The 3,351-nt window shown below is 50.1% G+C and carries 7 protein-coding genes; all 7 read right to left on the bottom strand.

The genetic code is table 11. The features are described 5' to 3' along the window. Window positions 1-124: 124 nt before the first annotated feature. On the bottom strand, window positions 125-424 hold the full coding sequence (locus DYI22_RS17255) for a type II toxin-antitoxin system RelE/ParE family toxin (protein WP_213479290.1): 300 nt from the start codon (window positions 422-424) through the stop codon (window positions 125-127). Then, entirely contained in the window at window positions 425-694 is a 270-nt protein-coding gene (locus DYI22_RS17250) for a type II toxin-antitoxin system Phd/YefM family antitoxin (RefSeq protein WP_148862164.1), read from the bottom strand. Between the two features lie 384 nt (window positions 695-1,078). After that, on the bottom strand, window positions 1,079-1,342 hold the full coding sequence (locus DYI22_RS17245) for a pyridoxamine 5'-phosphate oxidase family protein (protein WP_213479289.1): 264 nt from the start codon (window positions 1,340-1,342) through the stop codon (window positions 1,079-1,081). 73 nt (window positions 1,343-1,415) lie between these two features. Continuing rightward, window positions 1,416-2,111, bottom strand: a complete 696-nt coding sequence (locus DYI22_RS17240; RefSeq protein ID WP_213479288.1) for a hypothetical protein — start codon at window positions 2,109-2,111, stop codon at window positions 1,416-1,418. Window positions 2,112-2,212: 101 nt separating this feature from the next. After that, window positions 2,213-2,500, bottom strand: coding sequence for a helix-turn-helix domain-containing protein (locus DYI22_RS17235; protein ID WP_213479287.1), 288 nt, complete (start codon window positions 2,498-2,500; stop codon window positions 2,213-2,215). Beyond that, window positions 2,493-2,804: a type II toxin-antitoxin system RelE/ParE family toxin gene (locus DYI22_RS17230; RefSeq protein ID WP_012137896.1), complete on the bottom strand. Its 312-nt coding sequence runs from the start codon at window positions 2,802-2,804 to the stop codon at window positions 2,493-2,495. The genes DYI22_RS17235 and DYI22_RS17230 overlap by 8 nt, the downstream gene beginning before the upstream one ends. A 120-nt stretch (window positions 2,805-2,924) precedes the next feature. Continuing rightward, the gene (locus DYI22_RS17225) at window positions 2,925-3,182 is read right to left on the bottom strand and encodes a hypothetical protein (protein ID WP_213479286.1); all 258 of its coding nucleotides are present in this window, start codon (window positions 3,180-3,182) and stop codon (window positions 2,925-2,927) included. Between the last annotated feature and the right edge of the window lie 169 nt (window positions 3,183-3,351).

The following is a 3,351-nucleotide window of genomic DNA, read 5'->3' as shown; positions in this document are numbered from 1 at the left end:
CCAAAAGTGGCCGTCGTTGCCTGCATGCGAAAGATGATTGTGGTGCTCAATACCATGATCAAGAACCAAGAGCCGTGGCGTGAAAATATGGCTTAATATATGTGATTGACACCACAGTCACTGGTTATGTTTCGTTTGCTGGTAATTCGAGCCGCCTCTCACTCCGCCAGACTCGTATGAGCACAACCTCTTTAGCCTGTCTGAGATAGACAACTCGAAACGGCGCGTGAATCAATTCGCGAATATGATCCATGTTTAATTCAGGAACAACTCGGCCAGCATCAGGGTGGATTTGAAGCATTTCACAGTGCTCCAGGATAGCAGCCACGAAATCATCACCGATATGTGGCACATCCTGCTCTTTGTAATACCCTTGAATAGCCTGTAAGTCCTCAAGAGCGGACTGTGCGATGCGTAATTCCATTTACTTGATACCCAACGTTTTCCTGGCGTCCTCCAACGATACGGTGTTGCCCTCGCGAACATCCATAAGCCCCTGCGCCACCGCCTTTACAAACCGCAATTCCTCTGCGGTTCTCTCATAATCCTCAAGCCCCTGAACAACAGCTATGCCGCGGCCACGGCTGGTGAGCAGGATGGGGCGATGCGTATCTTGCGCTCGACCAACCACCTTTCCGGGATTGATCTTCAGGTCTGATAGAGGAATGACATCCTCGGAAAATTTCACTTGCATAGTGATTACCTAGTCAACGATTTGGTGCTATTAATAGCACCCGTTAACAGGTGCGGTCAAGAAACATAACGCCGAGGTAACCGGCGCCGGAGCGCTAGCGGAGGGAACCAAAAGCAGAAAGCTTTTGGTGTCCGGTTGACCGTCTGGTTATGCATGTTTCGGCCACATGCCATCCATCATCACAGGGTAAGTGACTGGCTTGTAGTCGGTAAACTCAATGTCTCTAACATGGGTAAAATCTGTCCAGAGCTGCCGAGCGCCTTTCATCCAACTCGACGGCTTAACCCGCCGTTCTATTTTTTCGACTTCTTCGGGAGTAGCTTCACGAATTGGCCCAACTTTGCCGTATAACCTCACACCAGGTGGGGCAACGAAGCGACCTTTTTATAGAGATCGCAGCCAAAAAAGGCGGCCAGCGTTTATCGCCATAATGCATACGTGAGGGTTTTGATCAATATTGCTACCCAAAGCTTGGGCATAGTGATCAAAGAAATAACCTCGCTGATCCTCACCCAAAAATACTGTGCCAACAGGCGTTATGTGGGGTGTTCCATCCGGGTTCACCGTTGCGATTGAACAATAGAGAGTCGAGGCTTGTCCCTGCTCCAGCACTGCTTTAACTTTCCCCCAATCATCCTTGATACTCATAGTTTCTCCCTTAGTGCATAACGCCCTGAATAAGCTGCCGTTTGGAGCGCCAGCGCAAAACGGTCAGCTTGATTCACTTGTTAAATTTGGAGTAATGCCACTGGTAGTAAGCACTACTGCCTTCCCAGTTTGCCACTCTATTACCAGTCACCTGCGACAGAACTTCGATAACTTTAGCCGAAGTGACTTCCTTCTTGGTCTTTACTACCTCACCATCGCGGACCGATAGATATCCTTGCTCGTATAAGTCATCACAGCCTGTTTTGCACATCAACGCCGCAATATTTGCGATATCTTTTTTCTCCGATGCTGAACACTCAGACCTTTTCTTCAAGTGCGCAGCAACAAGCATGTCAAACGGGAAGTCATGATGACAGATTGTGCAACGTCCAGAATCTTTTCCACCTAGCAAGTAGGCCCTCAAAAGGCTCTGCTCCTTTCGATATTTGGACCTCGAATCTCCATCAAGATCTACTTCGTGAGAAGCCGATTTCAGAATTTCTGCGGTAGGCCGAGCGTGCTCGACTTCTTCCATCTGAATCTTTTTATTAACTATAAATGATGGCGCGTTCCCAGTGTCCGGATTCGACATCCGCGCACCGAATCCAGACTCTATCAAGGCCTTAAGCTCATCAACCGAGTCAACACGAACGTAGTCTTCTTCAAAGCGCGAGGTGGTAGCGACATACTTCCCGTCTGCATGTTTATGAGGGAAAAGAGGTTTTCCTTTATGATCCCCTCGCGCTATCTGTGCACGGATGTTAGTCACGTATTCCCCTAAGATTTAACGCCCACCATCACCGGTGGCAAAGCCGCAGCGAAGCGAAGGGTTTGGCATCCGGTGCATGGCCTGGTTACACCTCACTTTGGTCAGTGAAGCTGATTGAAAACTTCCGGGTGTTGCTCAGCAATGCGCAGAAGCGCAACCGCAGGCCCCTGCGGTTCACGCCGACCCTGCTCCCAATCCTGAAGGGTTCGCACACTAACGCCCATTAGACCGGCAAATGCAGCTTGCGACATATTCAACTTCAGCCTGATCACTTTAGGCGGTGAGGGCTCTGATAGCTCATGGGTTCGTAGAGCCAACTTGCCCGTCTTGAACTGCTTGATTTCATTGATGCCATCAAGAATCTCTGCCCCAAGGTTTCTGTCACCCATTTTTGATTGCCTCCGCTATCTGCTTGAGCGTATGGCCAGGAATGCTGGCGCGCTCTGATTTACTGTACAGCGTGAGCATCCATATCTCGTGGTCAGACTTCTTCCAGTAATAAATGGCTCTGATACCACCGCTCTTTCCCGAACCCGCTGGTGCCCATCGAACTTTACGAACGCCACCTGAGCCTTTGATTAGATCCCCGGCATCCGGCTTCTGCAAAAGGTAGGTTTGAAGCCCACGGTATTCCTCGTCCGTGAGGTAGTTCGGCAATAGCTTGGTGAACGTTGAGGTTTCGATGAATAGCATTGCCAAAATATACGGCGTTGCCGTACAGACGTCAAGGTCGGATCAATGGGGTGTAACGCTGAGCGAAGCGGCGCCACGACAGTGGCGTCCGACTTACGCGACTTGTTAATGCTTGTCCCGTCATCCGAACAAACGCTGATGATTTTCCCGAAGATACTTCCAGCACTGCCGCATAGCGGGGGTCGTTTGGTTCGCGACCTTCGGAAACATCACGATGGCCCGGTAAAGCAACAAAGCACAATCCGCTTCAGTGAACTCAACCTCAGCCTGTAGGCTCGGGTTATCTCGGCTATGTTTCAGTTCATTGCGAAACCAATTCACCGCTGCAGACAAATCGGAGAATTTTTCGAACTCATCCTCAAGCTCGCGATGAATCATGCCAAGTAGCGATTCTCCACCCTGCGCTTTGGCTATGTTTCCCTGGCAAGCCCCCGATACAGTAGACGCCTGGTAGCGTTACACTAAACGCAAATCTACAGGTGTTGATGATGAGCGCAAAGCGATACTCCGAAGAATTCAAGATCGAGGCGGTGAAGCAGGTCACGGA

Origin of the sequence: Marinobacter lipolyticus (assembly GCF_018424605.1) — a bacterium.
GTDB classification, from domain to species: Bacteria; Pseudomonadota; Gammaproteobacteria; order Pseudomonadales; family Oleiphilaceae; genus Marinobacter; species Marinobacter lipolyticus_B.
This window is presented reverse-complemented; position numbering and strand designations above follow the sequence as displayed.

Excerpts from the sequence above, each read along its gene's own strand:
- DYI22_RS17245 (WP_213479289.1), bottom strand. The coding sequence starts at position 1,342 with ATGAGTATCAAGGATGATTGGGGGAAAGTTAAAGCAGTGCTGGAGCAG.
- DYI22_RS17235 (WP_213479287.1), bottom strand. The coding sequence starts at position 2,500 with ATGGGTGACAGAAACCTTGGGGCAGAGATTCTTGATGGCATCAATGAA.
- DYI22_RS17225 (WP_213479286.1), bottom strand. The coding sequence starts at position 3,182 with ATGATTCATCGCGAGCTTGAGGATGAGTTCGAAAAATTCTCCGATTTG.
- DYI22_RS17255 (WP_213479290.1), bottom strand. The coding sequence starts at position 424 with ATGGAATTACGCATCGCACAGTCCGCTCTTGAGGACTTACAGGCTATT.
- DYI22_RS17230 (WP_012137896.1), bottom strand. The coding sequence starts at position 2,804 with ATGCTATTCATCGAAACCTCAACGTTCACCAAGCTATTGCCGAACTAC.
- DYI22_RS17250 (WP_148862164.1), bottom strand. The coding sequence starts at position 694 with ATGCAAGTGAAATTTTCCGAGGATGTCATTCCTCTATCAGACCTGAAG.